The following is a 15,160-nucleotide window of genomic DNA, read 5'->3' as shown; positions in this document are numbered from 1 at the left end:
CGAACCCCGGGCGCGGCCGGCCGGCTTCCCACGGCCTCGCCCACCACGAGCCGACTCTCGAGCCGGCCGGCACTGCCCCCCGTCCGTCGCCGCTCGGCGATGCTTCGCCGGACGCGATCCTCCGAAGTCCTGGGTGCGCAGCAAGTCAGTCCGGCTCCTACAGCCTCGGTCCCGATCGCGAGCCGACCACAGAGCCGACCGCTTCGTCCCACACCTGCGACGGCAAGTACGCGGATGGAGATTCCCCCCGCCGTCAGCGCCGGCCAGGAACTGTCGGCGGGCGCCGTTAGCTTGATGCGGTGCGTGGAACAGTTGACGTCCGGATGTCGCGCGCGGTCGTCGGGCCGATGCTCGCGGCTGTCGTTCTGCTCGGGTTGGCGGACTCGATGGCGGGAACCTATCTGGTTCTCTTCGCCGTGGAGGAGGCGAGGTTCGCGCCGCTGCAGGTGGGGGTCTTCGTCTCGGCCGTCGCGCTGGGCGGCATCGTCGCGAGCATGATCTTCGGGCGGAGGTTTGATCGGGCGCCCACTCGTAGATGGCTGGTGGTCAGCGTGCTTGCCGGCGCCGGTGGCTATGCACTCTTGTCTGTGATCACCGGCTTTCCCTCGCTGTTGCTGGTCGGTCTTGTCTTGCTGGGCGCCGTCGGCGCCGGCTATCCGCAACTGTTCGCGCTCGCCGATGTCGCGTTCGCCGTCAACGCCAAGAAGAGAGTCGCGCCGTTGCTGCGATCGGGTTGGTCGCTGGCGTGGGCGGTCGGGCCGCTCCTCGGCGCCTGGCTGGTATCCGCGGCCGGCTACGACATCGTCTTCCAAGCGTCGGCCGTGGCATTGATCCTCACCACTTCGACTGTTCTGCTCATTCCGAGACCGTCTGGTGGCACTCGACCCGCACCGCCCACGGCCGAACGCCGAAACCCCCGTTCACGGGGGTTCATAGCGATATTGACCGCGAGTATCGCCCTCGTCCACACTGCGATGTTCACCGGATCGGTGGCGCTGCCGTTGTTCGTCACCGGCGACCTGCGCCGATCGGGTAGCGACGTCGGACTGCTTTTCAGTGCTTGCGCAGTCGTTGAGGTCCTCGCCGCGTTCGTCTTGGTGTGGCTGTTACCGCGGGTGAACCGACCCCGGCTGATCATGGTCGGCCTCGGATTGTTCGCGATCTACTTCCTGGTGGCTGCGCTCGCAGGGAGTCTCCTCGTTCTGTTGATCGCTCAGGTCGCTCGCGGAGTAGCGATCGCGGTGATCGGTACGGCTGGGATCCAGCACTTCCAGGTGGTGATGAAGCCGGCCGGCGGAGCGGCCGCGGCGTTGTTCTCCAATGCAGTGACCGCCGGTTCCTTGGTCTCCGGTGTGCTGGCCGGCCTTCTCGTCCAGGCGTTCGGAACGACCGCGACGTTGGGGTGGTGCGCCGGCATGAGTGTTGCCGCGGCTGCCGCATTCTGGCTCGCTCACCGCTGGCGACCGGAAGGAGTCGACATCGACAGCACCGTTTGAACGCGGCTCCCCGACATCTCTCCGGGAGCCCCTGGATTCGCCGTACGTCGATCATCGGAAGGGGTCAGGGTGTACGAAGGAGCGCTTATCGCCGAGAGTTTGCGGGTGGGGGCGGTGCTGGAGGGGGTGCCGCTGGTGGTTCGGAAGTTGAGTCGCGCCGCGGTTGAGGGGACGTCGGCCGAGCAACCGTCGGTGTGGACGCTGGTGGAGTTCGAGGTGGAGGACAACCGGGCCGAGTCGCTCGCGGACGCGTTGATGGGGTTGCTCGACAAGCCGGGCTGGTACGCCGATTTCCACGACGACCGGGAGATCTTCGTGGTGTTTCCGGATCGCGTCTTTCGTTACCCGCGAGGCGACAGCGCGGGCCGGGCGGCGGCGCAGGAGCACGGGCGGAGTCTCGCTGTCCCCGAACCGCAACTGGATTGGACCGACTGAGGCTTTAGACGAGCTGGGAAAGCGCGCGGCCGAGGCCGCCGTCCGCCGTCACCTGGATGCGGTCCAGGTTGAGCCAGCGGGCCATCAGGGTGAGTTCGGCGGCGAGTGGTTCGGCGATGTCGGTTGCGCCGGGCTCGGGGGTGACGGTCGGGACGAGGAGGGTGGAGTTCTTGCGGTCGGACTTCAGGTCGACGCGGGCCACGAGGCGATCGCCGAGGAGGAACGGCAGGACGTAGTACCCGTGAATTCGTTGTGCGGCAGGGGTGTAGATGCTGATCCGGTAGAAGAAGTCGAACAGGCGATGGGTGCGGTCGCGGTTCCAGATGAGGGTGTCGAAGGGTGAGAGCAGGGCGCGGGCGTCGACGGGGCGGTCGATCGCGGTCCTGGAGAGATAGCTCTGCTGGGTCACGCCTTCGACCTGTACCGGGATCAGGTCGCCGGCTTCGACGAGTTCGTTGATCACCCGCCTAGCCGTTGCCGTTGGCAACGGGAAGTAGCCGCCGGTGGCACCGCAGAGTTCGGTTGCCGTGGCGACGCCGAGGGCCTTGGCCGAGTGGTTGACCAGTTCGCGGCGGGCCTCGTCGACGGTGGGTTCGGGCGCCCGCAGTACGGCGGCCGGCAGTACCCGTTCGGTGAGGTCGTACAACCGCTCGAAGTTGCGCCGGCCGGCGATCGCGACGCGGCCCGCGGCGAACAGGTACTCGACGGCGATCTTGGCGTCCTGCCAGTTCCACATCCGCCCGGTGGTCGGATCGGGATCGGGGTCGCCGGCCTTTCGCCGTACGCCGTCCGGGCTCGCCTCGCCGGCCGTGATCGGCCCGTGCTCGGTGACCATCGCGAGAACCTGCTCGACGTACCCAGGCCGTTCCTTGCTCAGCCGCTGCATCCCGGTGACGACCGACCACGGCGCCGACACCTCCGGGTCACTCCAGTCCTGCCGCTCGACGGCTCTCATCCGCCAACGCAGCAAGGGATACGCACTCAACGGAAGCAGACTCGCCTTGTGCCCCCAGAAGTACTCGAACAACCTCCGGTCCCCGGTCCAGCTGATCCGATCGAGCGCCGCCCGCTCATACGCCCCGAGCCTGGCGAACACCGGCAGATAATGCGACCGGCACAACACATTCACCGAATCAACCTGCAGTACGCCGACCCGCTCGACCACCTTCCCCAGCCGCCGCACATCCACCCGCCCACCCGGCCGCCCGTCCCCGAACCCCTGCGCCCCCAACGCAACCCGCCGCGCAGCCTCCCCCGACACCACGTCACCCACAAGCCGCCGAGCCATACCCAAACCTAACCCGCCCCAGCCGAACCAACGAGCCTCCCGACCAGCCTCGTCGCTGTACACGCCATCACTCGCTGACAAGACTTCCCAGGAACGGATCGTTGCCGCTGCAGCCACTATCAAATATGATTTCAAAGCCATATGATCTCAGTGACATAGTTGAGCGGTGCAGATCGACTGGCCGGCCGAGTTCGGCACCTGGCTCGACGGCGTGGAAAGACGAGCGGACAAGGGAGATGCGCGTGCGCAGCAGGTCCTCATCCGGGTCACCGCCGCGCTCAAACGTCTCCAGGACCTCAAGGAACCGCCGACCCGGCAGACCGAGACAGCGACGCTCCGGTGGATCCGGCAGTCCAGGCGCTATCCGCTGTGGCGGGTATCGCATCCGTATCGCGAAGGCATTGCGATCCGGCTCATCTGCTGGTTTCCACCGGACTCCGACATCGTTGTCGTCGCACTGTTTGCGGGAGACAAGGCTCGTATCGGTGACGTCTTCTACAACTCGGTCGGCGCTCGCGCCGACGGGGTGATCGATCAGTGGAAGCGAGAGGCGAAGAGAGGACGGCCGTGAGCAAGAAGAGTAGATCGACCTTTGTCCGGGGCAACGATCGTCTGGACGAGTTGCTGGCCAAGCCGGAGATCGCTGCCGGGGTTGCCGAGGTTGAGGCCGAAGCCGGTGAGATGGATCGCGTGTACGCCGAGAACCTGGCGATGATCCGGCGCGCCGGTGACCTCACCCAGGTGGAGGTGGCTGAGCGCTTAGGTGTGGGGCAGGCGGTCGTCTCGCGGCTCGAGCGGCGGAGCGACATGCTGCTGTCCACTCTCGCGGAGTACCTGCATGCGACCGGCGCCGAGCAGCCGCGGATCGTCGTCCTCCTGAACGGAATGGAGATGGAGATCGATCTCGATCGCTTCCGGGCCACGGACTCTGCCTGATCCCGGGAACCTCCAGTACGCCGTGCAGCATGCGGTTGAGCCTACTTCGGAGCCGCGGGTGCGATCGGGTCGCAGTGGCGAACACGGGGGGCCCGGGGGCCGTCCGCGGCGGGTGAGGTCGCGGGATCGGCCCGCCACAGTTCTGAGCCGCGACGGAGGAGCGGCGTTCCCGGGTGGGTGGGAGCGCCGACGCAGGAGGTGCGTGGGCGTAGTACGAGGAAGACCCTCGCACCCCCGGGACTGCGGGGTGCGAGGGTCGTGACGGGGTGCGGGGTCAGCTGATGTGGTAGCTGTCGCCGTAGACCTTCCAGTCGAGGGGGGTGTTGAGGTTGAGGTTGCCGTTGCGGAGGAAGACGCGTTGGGCGGTGTCGACGCGGCTGGTGTCGCTGTGGGCCTCTTCCTGCTTCATCGCCCAGACGCGGGCGTCGAGGAAGGCGTTCAGCCAGGTGGTCTCGTTGCCGCCCTGCGACGGCGGCTTGGCCTTGCTCAGGGCGCGCTTGCGGATGTTGCGGAAGCTGGTCGGGTCGCCGCCGTCGCCGTGCATGACGATCGCGTCGTAGTACATGAACTGGCCGAGGGTGCCGACGCCGTCGGACTTGCCCTGGGCGACGGCCGGGTTGAAGTAGACCCGGTCGCGCTCGTCGTTCTGGGCGGTCTTGAAGGCGCTGTCACCGGCCGCGGTCCGCCAGTCCTTCGGGAAGTTCGGATCGAGGCCTTCGTGGGAGTCGGTGCCGTCCACCCGGCGGAGGGCGGGCAGGTACTTCGCCAGCACGTTGCCCGGCTTGCGCTGGGTGTAGAGCTCGACCAGGTCGAGCATGTCGCCGGTGCCGGAGCAGAACCCGATGATGCCCGCCGTGTAGCCGCGGCCGTCGTCGATGTCCTCGATGTACTTGTACTGCGCCTTCCAGTCCAGCGAGGAGTTCTCCGCACTGGACACGATCTTCATCGCGATTTCCTTCTTGGCCGGGTCGTCCAACCCGGTCGCCGTCACCTTGGTCACCTGCTGGGCGGCGTCGTTGTGCGGCGTGAACGGCGAGGCCATCGCGTAAGCGGGAGTAGCTGCGACGGCGAAGCCGAGCAGGACGGCGGCCAGTTTCGTGCCGGTCTTGCGGGGGCGGTTGAGCACGATCTCTCCTTCGAGGGGCGTCGAGAGGTATCTGTTAGGAACCTTTCCTATCAGACAACAGCCGCCACGAACAGAGATGAAACAGATTCGTGTAGTGATTGAGCAACTAGGCGAAGACGGTCAGCGCACCAGGAGCGATGCCGATGTCGACCGGCAGCGGCCCGAGGATCTCCCCGTCGGCGTACGCCGTGACCGTCGGCGACTCCAGCCGCACCGAGCGCCCGCGCAGCGTGTGCACCATCGGATGCCCCAGATGCGTGCCCTTGGCCAGCTTCGGGAACATCTGCAGCAGCGTCAGCCGGGAGACCGGCTTGATCACGGTGATGTCGAGCAATCCGTCGTCGATCTCCGCGCCCGCGCAGATCTGCAGCCCGCCGCCGTACGTCGGACCGGTGCCCACCGCGACCAGCATCGCCTCGGTCTCCAGCACCTCGCCGTCGACCGTCACGACGTACGAGAGCGGCTTGAACGTCCGCAGTTCCGCCAGCGTGGCCAGCGTGTACCGCGAGTTGCCCTTCGGCCAGTTCATCTCGTTGGCGCGCTTGTTCACCAGCGAGTCGAAGCCACCGGCGACCACCGTGGTGATGAACTCGTCCTTCGCCACCGCCAGGTCGACCGAACGCGTCTTGCCCGCCACGATCAGATCGGCCGCCGCCAGCGGATTCTTCAGCGGTACGCCGATCCCGCGGGCGAAGTCGTTCCCGGTGCCCGCCGGGATCACGCCGAACGGCATCCCCGACTTGGCCAGCACCTGCGCGCCGAGGTGGATCGTGCCGTCGCCGCCGATCAGCGCGACCGCGTCCGCACCGGAGGCGATCACCTCCGCGGAGATCCGGCCGACGTCCTCGGCACAGGTGGTCGCGTACTCCGTGACGGTCAGCCCGGCGGACTCCAGGCGCCGGCGGACGATCGGCGCGACCCGGGCACCGAGGCCCCGGCCACTGGTGGGGTTGACCACCAGGGCGATGTGTCGGCTCATCAATCGGCCAGCATTTCCTCGGTCTTGCGCGACCGGCGCTTGTCGTTGATCCGGCAGATCACTTCGGCGATGAAGAACAACAGGCACATCGGGATCGCCAGCAGACACATCGTGAACGGGTCACCGGACGGTGTGGCGACGGCGGCGAAGACGAAGATCACCAAGATGATGTACGGCCGGAACTTGCTGAGCGCCGTGGCCGGCACCAGGCCGACCATGTTCAGCAGCACGACGACCAGCGGGATCAGGAACGCGACACCGAACACCAGCATCGTCCGGATCACGAAGTCCAGATAATGCTGCACGTCGACCAGGTTCTGGACCGACTCGGGGGTGAAGCTGATCAGGATCGCGATGCCCTTCGGCAGCGTCCAGTAGGCCACCGCCATACCGCCGGCGAAAAGCGGTGCGGCGATCCCGGCGAACAGGAACGTCCACTTCTTCTCGCTGCGGTGCAGTCCGGGCGCGATGAACGCCCACAGCTGGTAGAGCCAGATCGGCCCGGCCAGGATCAGCCCGATCAACGCCGAGACCTTGATCTGGAAGGTCAGCGCGTCACCGACCCCGCCCAAGGTCAGCTCCGGCCGCTTCTCCCCCGGCTGGGGGTTCAGCTGCCGGACGCTCTCGACGAACGGGCTCGTCAGGAAATGGAACGCCTGGTCGTAGATGAACCAGGCCGCGATCGTGCCCACCACGATCGCGGCGACGCTGACGACCAATCGGTTGCGGAGCTCGATGATGTGCTCGCGCAGGGTCATCCGACCCTCTTCGTCCTTCGGGCGGCGCTCTTTCCGCCGTCCGATCCTCACCACTGTCACAGATGGAGCGCGAGGCTCAGTTGGCCGTGTGCGTCGGCGGCAGACCGTCGCCCGGCGCCTGACCGTTCACCTGGTTCGGCTGCTGCACGGGCTGCTGGCTGGGAGCCTGCACCGGGGGGTTCACCTGCTGGGTCGGCGCCTGGACGCCCTGGGTGAGCTCGTCGTCCTTCTTGCGACCCGGGCCGACTTCTTCTTCCCAGATCTTCTTGGACTTCCCGAGCTGCTTCACCAGTGCCGGCAGCTTGGCCGAGCCGAAGAGCAGGACGACGATCGCGAGAATGACGAGCCACTCAGCGCCCTGGGGCATACCGAGATAGGAAACCATGACGAACTCCCTCTACCGACTTCTACTCGTGGCTCAACAGTGAGCGCCGATACTACGCCCGGGCCCGCGCACCTTCGCCGGACTGTCCGGATCTGGTCTGTGACTGCGCGGCGTCGAGCTTGGACTGGGCGGCGACCAACTCACGTGTCAGTGCCTTGGTCCGGCCCCACAGCTTCTTGGCGAGCAGGGCGAGGACCAGAAGCCACACCGCCACCACGCCGAGGAACAGCAGGAACCAGTACATGCCCCGAGCCTATCCGGTCCCAGGCCAGGATCGCGGCTCGCAGGTGATCCTGAGGCCCAACGGTGGCCGAACGTGGCTGGAACGTAATGGTAAGAACTGTGTATCACCAGCAGAGATGGGGCGTTGATGGAGCGGATCGGGGTCGGCGAGCGGCGGGCGAGGATCGGGCGGCGGCATCGGCTGGCACCGTCCTGCCAGGCGACGGGTCCGCTCGAGGCCACCGAGGCCGTGGTGGTGCTGCACGCCACCGACCCGGCGACCGTGCACCTGTCGGTCGCCGCCAGGGTGCCGGGGAGTGAGGTCGCGGGCACAGAGCGTGCCCTGTACGACGATCGCACGCTGATCCGGATGCTCGGCATGCGGCGGACCGTCTTCGTGGCGCCGACGGCCTTCGCGCCGGTGATCCAGGCCGCCTGCACCGAGGACATCGCCATGAAACAGCGCAAACTCCTGGTCAAGCACCTGGTCGAGGCCGGGATCGGGCCGGACGCGGACGCGGCCGGCAAGTGGTTGCGGGCGGTCGAGGAGTCGACGGCGACCGCTCTGGCGCTGCGCGGTTCCGCCACCGCGAACGAACTGTCCGCCGACGAACCACGCCTGCGGACCCGCCTCTCGATGGCCGAAGGCAAGTCGTACGCCGCCCAGCCGTACGTCACCAGCCGGGTGCTGTTCCAGCTGGCCGCTGAGGGCCGCATCGTCCGCGGTCGCCCGATCGGGACGTGGCTCAGCGGACAACACCAGTGGTCCCCCGCCGAGAACTGGCTGCCGGGCGGGCTGGGCGACAAGCTGCCCGCGGAGGACGCCCGAGCGGAGCTCGCCAGGGCCTGGCTGACCTCGTTCGGGCCTGGAACGGCCGCGGATCTGCAGTGGTGGTCGGGCTGGACTCTGGGTCAGACGAAGAAGGCGCTCACCGCGGTGGACGCGGTCGAGGTGGATCTGGATGGTGCCGTCGGCTACGTCCTGCCCGGCGACGAGGGGCCGGAGACCGAGGTCGAGCCGTGGGTCGCGCTGCTGCCGGCGCTGGACCCGACGCCGATGGGCTGGAAAGAACGCGACTGGTACCTCGGCGACTACAAGCCCCAGCTCTTCGACAACACCGGCAACGTCGGCCCGACAGTCTGGGTGAACGGCCGGATCGTCGGCGGCTGGGGCCAGCCCGAGTCCGGCGAGGTCCGCTTCAGGTTGCTGGAGGACGTCGGCGCCGAGGCGACCCGGGCGATCGAGGTCGAAGCCGCGAAATGGACGAGTTGGCTGGCCGGCGTACGGGTGACTCCGCGGTTCCGGTCGCCGCTGGAGAAGACGCTGTCCCAGGCTTAGACGTCGTACGCCGAGAGCGCGTCGCGGGCGGTGGCGGCGATCTGGTCGCTCAGCTCGGCCGGTTCCAGGACCGTCGCGGAGCCGCCCAAGCGGAGTACGAGGCGTTGGAGCCAGGCCGTGTCGGCGACGCGCAGCTTGACGATCAGGGAGCCCTCCGGGCCTTCCTCGACCGACTCGATGGGGTAGTACTCCGCGACCCAGCGCGCGGGCGGCGCGAGTTGGACGGTCGCGAGCAGGTCGCACTCCGACGGCTGGAACATGCCGTTCGACAAGTCCCTCGGCGTCGCCTGGGGCGGCGGCTCGCTCGGTAGGTCGAGCACCTTGGCCGCGGCGATCCGGTCGAGGCGGAACAACCGGACGTCCTCGGCCAGCCGGCACCAGGCCTCCAGATACGTCCGGCCCTCCGACACGACCAGGCGCATCGGGTCGACATCGCGCTCGGTGGTCTCGTCACGCGACGGTACGTCGTACGTCAGGTGCATCCGGCGACGCTCGGCCAGCGCCCGGTTCACCATGTCGGCAATCTCCGGGGCGGCCGGCTCGACGTGGACGTGCGCCGCCGAGCCTTCGATGGCGGCAGCGCCCTCCCCCGCGGCCCGCTCCAGCTTGGCGATCGCCCGGTCGACCGCGTCGCGGTCGTGCCCGGCGGTGACCTCGCGGAGCGTCCGTAGCGCGGTCAGCAGCGCGAGCGCCTCGTCCGCGGCCAGCCGCAACGGCCGGGCCAGGTAGTCGGCGTTGTTCAGGTGGATGACGCCGTCGCCCTCGGCCGCGTCGATGTCGATCTCGATCAGGTCGCCCATCTGCGCGCCGGGCAGCCCGCAGAACCAGAGCACCTTCAGGTCGGCGATGATCTGCTTCGGCCGGACGCCGAACTCGGCGGCGACGTCGTCGACCCGCGCGCCGTCGTTCTCTCGCAGGTACGGCACCAACGCGAGCAGTCGCTGCACCTGATCCCGGGCGTTGCTCATCCGGCCACCCCGGCAATGGTCCGCAATCGGCGCAGTACGCCGTCGAGCACGTCTCCTGGTCCTTCGACGACGGCGTCCGGCCCGTACGACGCGATCTCTTCGGCGAGCACCTCCGAGTCGGCGTACGGGACGTGCAGCAGGTCCCAGCCGTCCTCGTACGGCTCGATCGCGTTCGCCCGGCGGCGCAGGCTGACGCACGAGCCGGTCCGGGCCCGCACCTTCGCCTCCGACGTCGGCCGCGGCGGAGCCAGTTCGGAGACGAGCGACCGCAGATCGGTGCCTTCCGGCACGACGAAGGCGCCGGGCTCGCCGACCGTCTTCACGTCGCCGCCGATCCTCGACAGCCGGAACATCCGGGTCGCTTCCCGGTCGCGGTCGCGGCCCACGACGTACCAGCGGCCGTGCCAGGAGACGATCCCCCACGGCTCGAGGGTCCGTTGGGTCGGCTCGGCGAGGCCGCTGCGACGGTGCTCGAACCGGACGACGCTGCGGCTGACCACGGCCGACCAGAGCGGGTCGAAGGCCGGCTCCGAGGCGCCGACATGCGGCTCGATCGCGCTCAGCGCGGACTGATCGGTCTGGATCCCGGCGGCCTTCAGCTTGAGCACGGCCGACGTGGTCGCCTCGGCCAGGCTGGCGTGCTGCCAGACCCGGGCGGCGACACCCAGTACCGCGGCCTCGTCCGGCTCCAGGTGCACCTCGGGCAGCTCGAACACGTCCCGGCGGATCCGGTAGCCGACGTCGTCGGAGAAGAACTTGTCGATGGTGCCCATCTCGATCGGGATGCCGAGGTCGCGCAACTCGTCCTTGTCGCGCTCGAACATCTTCTCGAAGGCGTCGTCGGTCTGCCCGGCGTAGCCCTCGACCACCTCGCGGATCCGCTCCTTGGTCACGTAGGTGCGCGCGACCAGCAGGCAGATCACCAAATTGAGCAGCCGCTCACTCTTCCGCGCCGACACCCGACCACCTTACGGCGTCCCCGGTCCCCACCCCCACCCCCGCGCCGAACAGGTGTTCCCTTACGTGCGGTCAGCGGATCCGTTCGACGACCCGGGCGAGTTCGACCCGGGACTGGACACCGAGGGTGCGGAAGATCTGCCGCAGGTGGTAGTCGACCGTGTGCGGTGAGAGGAACAGCAACGCGGCGGTCTCCCGGTTGGTGAGGCCGCGGGCGACCTGTTCGGCGATGGTCCGCTCGGAGTCCGTGAGGAGCGACCAGCGGCTCGCAGGGCCGGTGTCGAGGAGGGCAGCGGTGGACGGGGGATTTCGTCGCGGGCCGATCCGGACGACGGCTCCGGCGAGCGTCGAACCGTCGTACACCGGTTCGCAGCGAGTGGATCTGGGCCCGGAGGTGTAGGCGACGACCGCCTCCAGGCTCCCGTGGTGGTCGCGGATCGCTCGCTCGGCCCAGTCCCACAGCAGAGCCCGGTCGGCCGGAGCAGCCAGGATCGGACCGGCAGCCGTGTTGAAGAACATGGTGTTGGCGCTGATGGCGGCGAGCGCCCCCTTCGACCGGCGGCGTGCGGTCAGGAACGCGGCACGGAGTGCGGATGAGGGGACGCGCGATTCCTCGATCAGCCGGCGACGGGTCTCGGCCACGACCCGGCCGACCAGGGCTGGCATGACCGGGTTGTAGATGCTCCCCGGGCAAGTGGCGTTGACGACGCCCAGCAGTTGACCGGTCGCGGGGTGGACGACCGCGCTGGAGGCACAGGACACAGCGGTCAGATTGTCGGCGTAGTGCTCGAAGCCGCGGACGACGGCCGGTCCGGAGGTCAGCAGAGCCAGGCCGATCGAGTTGGTGCCGACGAGTTCCTCGCGGCACACGTAGCCGGGCGCTGCGCCGATGCCGTCCATCAGGTCCGACGTACTGCTGGAGCCGGCCCATCGATCGACCACGTGTCCGGTGTGGTCGCTGAGCAGCAGCGCGACAGGGAGATCGGACAAGTCGGCGCTGACGGCAGCCATGGCCGGCGCCGCAGCCCAGCGAAGCCTGCCGTCCTTGTCGACGTCGGCGTCGAACGGGACAGCGACGTGGTCAGTGGGCAGCCCGGCGTCGGCGGAGCGCTGCCAGGAAAGCTGGATCGCCTCGGAGACCGCGCCCGGTCCGTGGCCGCCGTGCGCGACTCTGTCGAGGACGTATTGGACCGCCTCTGCGCGTGCTGGCCCTCCCGCGTCGTCCATGGCTCCTCCGGCGTGTGAACGCTCCAGGCGGCGGCCGGCATCCCCAGGTACGACCTGCACTCATCCTCGCCCGCGACTCCGCCGGGCGGCAAGCGATTCGGACTACGTGATCACGTGGTGTCGGACCGGGGGCCGGCGGGCCTAGCGTCGGGACCGCCGACGCAGTACCCCGACCAGGGAGAGAGCACGTGGAGCTTCATCTGACCGGCAAGGTCGCAGTGGTGACCGGTGCGAGCAAGGGCATCGGCCTCGCGATCACTCGATCACTCGCGGAGGAAGGGGTCGCGGTCGTGGCCGGCGCGCTGCACGGCAGCGACGAACTCGACCTGCTCGCCGACCGCTTCCCGGTCGCCGTGATCAAGGTCGACCTCACCGAAGCGGGCGGACCGGCGTACCTGATCGAGGAAGCCGTCGGCAGGCATGGGGGCCTGGACGTCCTGGTCAACAACGTCGGCGCCGTCCGGCCGAGGCTGGACGGATTCCTGGCGATCACCGACGAGGACTGGAACGCGACTCTCACGATCAACTTCCTGGCCGCCGTCCGCAGCATCCGGGCCGCGCTGCCGCACATGCTCGGGCGGCCGAGCCCGAGCATCGTGACGATTGCCTCGGTCAACGCCTCGCTCCCCGATCCGGCGGTGGTCGACTACAGCGCGGCCAAGGGGGCGCTGAGCAACCTCTGCAAGTCGCTGTCCAAGGAGTTCGGCCCGCAGGGCGTACGGGTCAACACGATCAGCCCCGGTCCGGTGCAGACCGACCTGTGGCTGGGCGCCGGCGGAGTCGCCGAAACGATCGCGAAAGCCCGCGGTATCAAGCCCGACGAGGTCGCGGGAGGCGCCGCGGCCGACAGCCCGACCGGCCGCTTCACCACCCCGCAAGAGGTGGCCGACCTCGCCCTCCTGCTGGCCAGCAACCGGGCCGGCAACGTCAACGGCAGCGATTTCGTCATCGACGGCGGCCTGATCACCACCGTCTGACTCCGTCCAATCACCGGCGGCTCGTGCCGCCTGCCATTCCTTCCGAGTTAAGGGGCCCCGATGTCTGATTCCGCTGCCCGGACCATCACCGAGCACGAGCTGGAGCAATGCAAGCAGGCGAACGCCGCGGGGCGGCCGCCCGTGGTGTTCATCCACGGGCTGTGGCTGTTGCCGAGCAGTTGGGAACGGTGGGTGACGCTGTTCGAAGAGCACGGGTACGTCGCCCTGACGCCCGGCTGGCCGGACGATCCCGAGACGGTCGCGGAAGCCAACGCGCACCCCGAAGCGTTCGCGGGGAAGTCGATCGGTCAGGTCGCCGACCACTTCGAGGAGATCATCCGCGGACTGGACACCAAACCCGTCGTCGTCGGTCACTCCTTCGGTGGGCTGCTGACCCAGATCCTGGCGGGTCGCGGCCTGGCAGCGGCATCGGTGGCGATCGACCCGGCACCGTTCCGCGGCGTACTCCCGCTCCCGATCTCGGCCTTGAAGTCGGCCTTCCCCGTGCTCGGCAACCCCGCCAACCGCAACCGCGCGGTCCCGCTCACCTACGACCAGTTCCGCTTCGGGTTCGCCAACGCCGTGGACGAGGACGAAGCCAGGCAGTTGTACGAGACCTACGCGGTCCCTGCGGGTGGCAAGCCGTTGTTCCAGGCGGCGGCCGCCAACCTCAATCCGTGGACCGAGGCCAAGGTCGATACCAAGAACCCGGATCGCGGTCCGTTGCTGATCATCTCCGGCGAGAAGGACAACACGGTTCCGTGGGCTGTCGCGAACGCCTCCTACAAGCAACAACAGGAGAACCCTGCCATCACCGAGATCGTGGAGCTGCAGGGGCGCGGCCACGCCCTGACCATCGACAGCGGTTGGCGCGAGGTCGCCGACACTGCCCTGGACTTCCTCAAGCGCACCGCGTCGTAGCCATCCCGAGCGAGTGGTTGGCTACAGTCAGCGGGTGATGCGGTGGCGTGAAGGGGTTGTCAGCGGACTCGGGCGGGGCTGGCCGGGGGCGCAGGAACTGGCTGTGGTGATCGGGGACCGGGCCGTGCGCGCGCTGGCGTACCCGGACCTGGTCGGGTCGCCTGCTGTGGGTGACCGGGTGCTGCTGAACGTCGGCGCACTGGACCGTGGTCTGGGTACCGGCGGCTACGCGCTGGTGGTGGCCATCCCCGACCGGCTCCCACCCGATCCGCCGGAGACGGGCCACCTGGTCAAGGCCCGGTACACACCGCTGCAGTCGATGGTGCTGGGCGCCGACGAGCAGGACTCCCCCGACCACGCCGTACTGCGTGACGCCGACGACCTGTTCGGTACGCCGGTGGTCGTGGCGGACCTGCACTCCGCTCTGCCGGCCGTGCTGGCCGGGGTGTTCGAAGCGAGGCCGGGGACGCGGGTCGTCTACGTCATGACGGACGGTGGCGCCCTGCCGCTCGCGTTCTCGCGCACTGTGCCGGCTTTGAAGGACGCGGGCTGGCTCGGTGGGACAGTGACCGTCGGGCAGGCCTTCGGTGGTGATCGAGAGGCTGTGACGGTCCACACCGGCCTACTGACCGCAGTACACGTCTTGGCGGCCGAGGTCGTCGTCATCACGCAGGGGCCGGGCAACCTCGGCACGGGGACGCGCTGGGGCTTCTCCGGTGTTCAGTCGGGCGAGGCCGTCAACGCGATCGCCACGCTGGGCGGCCGGGCAGTGGCTTCGCTGCGGATCTCCGAAGCCGACCCGCGACCACGGCACCGCGGCATCTCGCACCACAGCCTCACGGCGTACGGGCGGGTCGCGCTGCAGCCGGCCGACGTCGTCGTACCGGAGCTGGGCGGTGACTTCGGCGACCTCGTCCGGGACGCCGCCGAACCGCTGAAGGCGCGGCATCGCGTCGTACGGGTGTCCGTGGACGGCCTGTACGACGCGCTGGCGGCCGCCCCGGTCAAGTTGTCGACGATGGGGCGCAACCTGGACACGGATCGCGCGTACTTCGAAGCAGCAGCAGCCGCCGGCCGCCACGCCGCCGGCCTGGTGGACGTGCCGCTGGGACGGCAGAAAGCGGTCTGAGACTCCGGAGAGTCCCA

General features: G+C 68.7%; 17 protein-coding genes. 8 read left to right on the top strand and 9 right to left on the bottom strand.

Annotation, left to right across the window (positions count from 1 at the left end; translation table 11 throughout):
- Nucleotides 1-299: 299 nt before the first annotated feature.
- Nucleotides 300-1,496, top strand: a complete 1,197-nt coding sequence (locus EV138_RS34985; RefSeq protein ID WP_133984782.1) for an MFS transporter — start codon at nt 300-302, stop codon at nt 1,494-1,496.
- A 135-nt stretch (nt 1,497-1,631) separates the two neighbouring features.
- On the top strand, nt 1,632-1,931 hold the full coding sequence (locus tag EV138_RS34980) for a hypothetical protein (protein WP_238158586.1): 300 nt from the start codon (nt 1,632-1,634) through the stop codon (nt 1,929-1,931).
- A 4-nt stretch (nt 1,932-1,935) separates the two neighbouring features.
- Here EV138_RS34980 and EV138_RS34975 read toward each other — a convergent pair whose 3' ends face one another.
- On the bottom strand, nt 1,936-3,219 hold the full coding sequence (locus EV138_RS34975) for a winged helix-turn-helix domain-containing protein (RefSeq protein ID WP_133984778.1): 1,284 nt from the start codon (nt 3,217-3,219) through the stop codon (nt 1,936-1,938).
- A gap of 166 nt (nt 3,220-3,385) precedes the next feature.
- On the opposite strand from EV138_RS34975, the gene EV138_RS34970 reads away from it, so the two are divergent.
- Complete coding sequence (locus EV138_RS34970; protein WP_133984777.1) at nt 3,386-3,790, top strand: hypothetical protein; 405 nt, start codon at nt 3,386-3,388, stop codon at nt 3,788-3,790.
- The gene (locus EV138_RS34965) at nt 3,787-4,155 is read left to right on the top strand and encodes a helix-turn-helix domain-containing protein (protein WP_238158585.1); all 369 of its coding nucleotides are present in this window, start codon (nt 3,787-3,789) and stop codon (nt 4,153-4,155) included. The genes EV138_RS34970 and EV138_RS34965 overlap by 4 nt, the downstream gene beginning before the upstream one ends.
- Nucleotides 4,156-4,429: 274 nt before the next feature.
- Here EV138_RS34965 and EV138_RS34960 read toward each other — a convergent pair whose 3' ends face one another.
- The 5 genes from EV138_RS34960 to EV138_RS34940 form a co-directional block, all read right to left on the bottom strand.
- The gene (locus EV138_RS34960) at nt 4,430-5,281 is read right to left on the bottom strand and encodes a chitosanase (RefSeq protein WP_305000185.1); all 852 of its coding nucleotides are present in this window, start codon (nt 5,279-5,281) and stop codon (nt 4,430-4,432) included.
- A gap of 106 nt (nt 5,282-5,387) precedes the next feature.
- Nucleotides 5,388-6,260: a diacylglycerol/lipid kinase family protein gene (locus EV138_RS34955; protein WP_133984775.1), complete on the bottom strand. Its 873-nt coding sequence runs from the start codon at nt 6,258-6,260 to the stop codon at nt 5,388-5,390.
- Nucleotides 6,260-7,018, bottom strand: a complete 759-nt coding sequence (gene tatC, locus EV138_RS34950) for a twin-arginine translocase subunit TatC (protein ID WP_133984773.1) — start codon at nt 7,016-7,018, stop codon at nt 6,260-6,262. The genes EV138_RS34955 and tatC overlap by 1 nt, the downstream gene beginning before the upstream one ends.
- A 76-nt stretch (nt 7,019-7,094) precedes the next feature.
- Nucleotides 7,095-7,403, bottom strand: a complete 309-nt coding sequence (locus tag EV138_RS34945) for a twin-arginine translocase TatA/TatE family subunit (protein ID WP_133984771.1) — start codon at nt 7,401-7,403, stop codon at nt 7,095-7,097.
- A 52-nt stretch (nt 7,404-7,455) separates the two neighbouring features.
- Nucleotides 7,456-7,647 carry a hypothetical protein gene (locus EV138_RS34940; protein WP_133984769.1) on the bottom strand — a complete coding sequence of 64 codons (192 nt, stop codon included), beginning with the start codon at nt 7,645-7,647 and terminating at the stop codon, nt 7,456-7,458.
- A 126-nt stretch (nt 7,648-7,773) separates the two neighbouring features.
- On the opposite strand from EV138_RS34940, the gene EV138_RS34935 reads away from it, so the two are divergent.
- Nucleotides 7,774-8,964 carry a winged helix DNA-binding domain-containing protein gene (locus EV138_RS34935; RefSeq protein ID WP_133984767.1) on the top strand — a complete coding sequence of 397 codons (1,191 nt, stop codon included), beginning with the start codon at nt 7,774-7,776 and terminating at the stop codon, nt 8,962-8,964.
- On the opposite strand, the gene EV138_RS34930 is transcribed toward EV138_RS34935, so the two are convergent.
- The 3 genes from EV138_RS34930 to EV138_RS34920 all read right to left on the bottom strand — a co-directional run bounded on the left by EV138_RS34930 (nt 8,961) and on the right by EV138_RS34920 (nt 12,116).
- Nucleotides 8,961-9,932 (bottom strand): helix-turn-helix transcriptional regulator, encoded by a 972-nt coding sequence (locus EV138_RS34930; RefSeq protein ID WP_133984765.1) that lies wholly within the window; start codon nt 9,930-9,932, stop codon nt 8,961-8,963. The two genes, EV138_RS34935 and EV138_RS34930, sit on opposite strands and share 4 nt — an antisense overlap.
- A complete protein-coding gene (locus EV138_RS34925) occupies nt 9,929-10,891 on the bottom strand; it encodes a helix-turn-helix transcriptional regulator (protein ID WP_112239395.1) in 963 nt (320 codons plus the stop codon). Before EV138_RS34925 ends, EV138_RS34930 begins: the two co-directional genes overlap by 4 nt.
- A gap of 70 nt (nt 10,892-10,961) precedes the next feature.
- Entirely contained in the window at nt 10,962-12,116 is a 1,155-nt protein-coding gene (locus EV138_RS34920) for a LuxR C-terminal-related transcriptional regulator (protein ID WP_133984763.1), read from the bottom strand.
- 188 nt (nt 12,117-12,304) lie between these two features.
- Here EV138_RS34920 and EV138_RS34915 point away from each other — a divergent pair, with 188 nt between their 5' ends.
- Genes EV138_RS34915 through EV138_RS34905 form a run of 3 tightly spaced genes read left to right on the top strand, consistent with a single transcriptional unit; the run spans nt 12,305 to nt 15,143 of the window.
- Entirely contained in the window at nt 12,305-13,093 is a 789-nt protein-coding gene (locus EV138_RS34915) for an SDR family NAD(P)-dependent oxidoreductase (RefSeq protein ID WP_133984761.1), read from the top strand.
- A gap of 60 nt (nt 13,094-13,153) precedes the next feature.
- Complete coding sequence (locus EV138_RS34910) at nt 13,154-14,014, top strand: alpha/beta hydrolase (protein WP_133984759.1); 861 nt, start codon at nt 13,154-13,156, stop codon at nt 14,012-14,014.
- A gap of 37 nt (nt 14,015-14,051) precedes the next feature.
- Entirely contained in the window at nt 14,052-15,143 is a 1,092-nt protein-coding gene (locus EV138_RS34905; protein ID WP_133985514.1) for a DUF3866 family protein, read from the top strand.
- Nucleotides 15,144-15,160 lie beyond the last annotated feature (17 nt).

The organism is Kribbella voronezhensis (genome assembly GCF_004365175.1).
Taxonomy (GTDB): Bacteria; Actinomycetota; Actinomycetes; order Propionibacteriales; family Kribbellaceae; genus Kribbella; species Kribbella voronezhensis.
The sequence above is the reverse complement of the archived record's forward strand: the minus strand, read 5'-3'. Positions and strand labels throughout refer to the sequence as shown.

Coding starts and splice junctions, on each gene's coding strand:
- EV138_RS34910 (WP_133984759.1), top strand. CDS start 13,154: ATGTCTGATTCCGCTGCCCGGACCATCACCGAGCACGAGCTGGAGCAA.
- EV138_RS34955 (WP_133984775.1), bottom strand. CDS start 6,260: ATGAGCCGACACATCGCCCTGGTGGTCAACCCCACCAGTGGCCGGGGC.
- EV138_RS34945 (WP_133984771.1), bottom strand. CDS start 7,403: ATGGTTTCCTATCTCGGTATGCCCCAGGGCGCTGAGTGGCTCGTCATT.
- EV138_RS34935 (WP_133984767.1), top strand. CDS start 7,774: ATGGAGCGGATCGGGGTCGGCGAGCGGCGGGCGAGGATCGGGCGGCGG.
- EV138_RS34940 (WP_133984769.1), bottom strand. CDS start 7,647: ATGTACTGGTTCCTGCTGTTCCTCGGCGTGGTGGCGGTGTGGCTTCTG.
- EV138_RS34975 (WP_133984778.1), bottom strand. CDS start 3,219: ATGGCTCGGCGGCTTGTGGGTGACGTGGTGTCGGGGGAGGCTGCGCGG.
- EV138_RS34920 (WP_133984763.1), bottom strand. CDS start 12,116: ATGGACGACGCGGGAGGGCCAGCACGCGCAGAGGCGGTCCAATACGTC.
- tatC (WP_133984773.1), bottom strand. CDS start 7,018: ATGACCCTGCGCGAGCACATCATCGAGCTCCGCAACCGATTGGTCGTC.
- EV138_RS34930 (WP_133984765.1), bottom strand. CDS start 9,932: ATGAGCAACGCCCGGGATCAGGTGCAGCGACTGCTCGCGTTGGTGCCG.
- EV138_RS34905 (WP_133985514.1), top strand. CDS start 14,052: ATGCGGTGGCGTGAAGGGGTTGTCAGCGGACTCGGGCGGGGCTGGCCG.